The organism is Bacillus sp. JZ109 (genome assembly GCF_053903135.1).
In genome coordinates, this window is the sequence record NZ_CP096388.1 from 3877501 (window position 1) to 3880000 (window position 2500).

At 50.8% G+C, this 2500-nt stretch carries 4 rRNA genes (2 of these 4 running past the window's edge); all 4 read right to left on the reverse strand.

The features are described 5' to 3' along the window. Positions 1-157: ribosomal RNA gene (locus M1D94_RS20285) — 23S ribosomal RNA — on the reverse strand (it extends 2771 nt beyond the left edge of the window). 170 nt (positions 158-327) lie between these two features. Further along, positions 328-1877: ribosomal RNA gene (locus M1D94_RS20290) — 16S ribosomal RNA — on the reverse strand. Between the two features lie 186 nt (positions 1878-2063). Further along, positions 2064-2179: ribosomal RNA gene (gene rrf, locus M1D94_RS20295) — 5S ribosomal RNA — on the reverse strand. A gap of 55 nt (positions 2180-2234) precedes the next feature. After that, positions 2235-2500 (reverse strand): 23S ribosomal RNA (locus tag M1D94_RS20300); it runs 2662 nt beyond the window's last position. Together the 16S, 23S and 5S rRNA genes form the textbook arrangement of a ribosomal RNA operon.

Below are 2500 nucleotides of genomic sequence, written 5' to 3' on the forward strand. Positions count from 1 at the left end.
ATATGGATACCACTCCATTACGAGTGGTGGGTTTCCCCATTCGGAAATCTCCGGATCAAAGCTTGCTTACAGCTCCCCGAAGCATATCGGTGTTCGTCCCGTCCTTCATCGGCTCCTAGTGCCAAGGCATCCACCGTGCGCCCTTTCTAACTTAACCGTTAAAAAGAATCACTATGTGATATCTTGTATTACTAATTGAATGTGATGTCTACTGTTATCTAGTTTTCAAAGAACACGTTTCGAAGGAATGATCCTTCAAAACTAAACAAGACAGGGAACGTTCTGTTTATAAGACCCAAGGTCTTATATTCCGTATAATATCCTTAGAAAGGAGGTGATCCAGCCGCACCTTCCGATACGGCTACCTTGTTACGACTTCACCCCAATCATCTGTCCCACCTTCGGCGGCTGGCTCCTAAAAGGTTACCTCACCGACTTCGGGTGTTACAAACTCTCGTGGTGTGACGGGCGGTGTGTACAAGGCCCGGGAACGTATTCACCGCGGCATGCTGATCCGCGATTACTAGCGATTCCAGCTTCACGCAGTCGAGTTGCAGACTGCGATCCGAACTGAGAACAGATTTGTGGGATTGGCTTAACCTCGCGGTTTCGCTGCCCTTTGTTCTGTCCATTGTAGCACGTGTGTAGCCCAGGTCATAAGGGGCATGATGATTTGACGTCATCCCCACCTTCCTCCGGTTTGTCACCGGCAGTCACCTTAGAGTGCCCAACTAAATGCTGGCAACTAAGATCAAGGGTTGCGCTCGTTGCGGGACTTAACCCAACATCTCACGACACGAGCTGACGACAACCATGCACCACCTGTCACTCTGCCCCCGAAGGGGACGTCCTATCTCTAGGATTGTCAGAGGATGTCAAGACCTGGTAAGGTTCTTCGCGTTGCTTCGAATTAAACCACATGCTCCACCGCTTGTGCGGGCCCCCGTCAATTCCTTTGAGTTTCAGTCTTGCGACCGTACTCCCCAGGCGGAGTGCTTAATGCGTTAGCTGCAGCACTAAGGGGCGGAAACCCCCTAACACTTAGCACTCATCGTTTACGGCGTGGACTACCAGGGTATCTAATCCTGTTCGCTCCCCACGCTTTCGCTCCTCAGCGTCAGTTACAGACCAGAGAGTCGCCTTCGCCACTGGTGTTCCTCCACATCTCTACGCATTTCACCGCTACACGTGGAATTCCACTCTCCTCTTCTGCACTCAAGTTCCCCAGTTTCCAATGACCCTCCCCGGTTGAGCCGGGGGCTTTCACATCAGACTTAAGAAACCGCCTGCGAGCCCTTTACGCCCAATAATTCCGGACAACGCTTGCCACCTACGTATTACCGCGGCTGCTGGCACGTAGTTAGCCGTGGCTTTCTGGTTAGGTACCGTCAAGGTACCGCCCTATTCGAACGGTACTTGTTCTTCCCTAACAACAGAGCTTTACGATCCGAAAACCTTCATCACTCACGCGGCGTTGCTCCGTCAGACTTTCGTCCATTGCGGAAGATTCCCTACTGCTGCCTCCCGTAGGAGTCTGGGCCGTGTCTCAGTCCCAGTGTGGCCGATCACCCTCTCAGGTCGGCTACGCATCGTTGCCTTGGTGAGCCGTTACCTCACCAACTAGCTAATGCGCCGCGGGTCCATCTGTAAGTGGTAGCCGAAGCCACCTTTTATGTTTGAACCATGCGGTTCAAACAACCATCCGGTATTAGCCCCGGTTTCCCGGAGTTATCCCAGTCTTACAGGCAGGTTACCCACGTGTTACTCACCCGTCCGCCGCTAACATCAGGGAGCAAGCTCCCATCTGTCCGCTCGACTTGCATGTATTAGGCACGCCGCCAGCGTTCGTCCTGAGCCAGGATCAAACTCTCCGATAAAGTAGTTTGACTGACTACGCACATCGCTGTGCGATTTTTAAAAACTGAATTAACAGGTACGTTTTGTCTTGTTTAGTTTTCAAAGATCATTTTGTTTGTCCGCTTTGTTAAAGCAACTTTATTAGTATACAACGTCACTTCTTCAAAGTCAACAACTTTTTTTAAAAATTACACTAACGTGCAATTGCTTGGCGGCGTCCTACTCTCACAGGGGGAAACCCCCGACTACCATCGGCGCTGAAGAGCTTAACTTCCGTGTTCGGTATGGGAACGGGTGTGACCTCTTCGCTATCGCCACCAAACAAATTGAGAGTGTTCTCTCAAAACTAGATAACAGGTGTGACATCATTCAAAAATATGGTTAAGTCCTCGATCGATTAGTATCTGTCAGCTCCATGTGTCGCCACACTTCCACCTCAGACCTATCAACCTGATCATCTTTCAGGGATCTTACTTCCTTGCGGAATGGGAAATCTCATCTTGAGGGGGGCTTCATGCTTAGATGCTTTCAGCACTTATCCCGTCCGCACATAGCTACCCAGCGATGCCCTTGGCAGAACAACTGGTACACCAGCGGTGCGTCCATCCCGGTCCTCTCGTACTAAGGACAGCTCCTCTCAAAT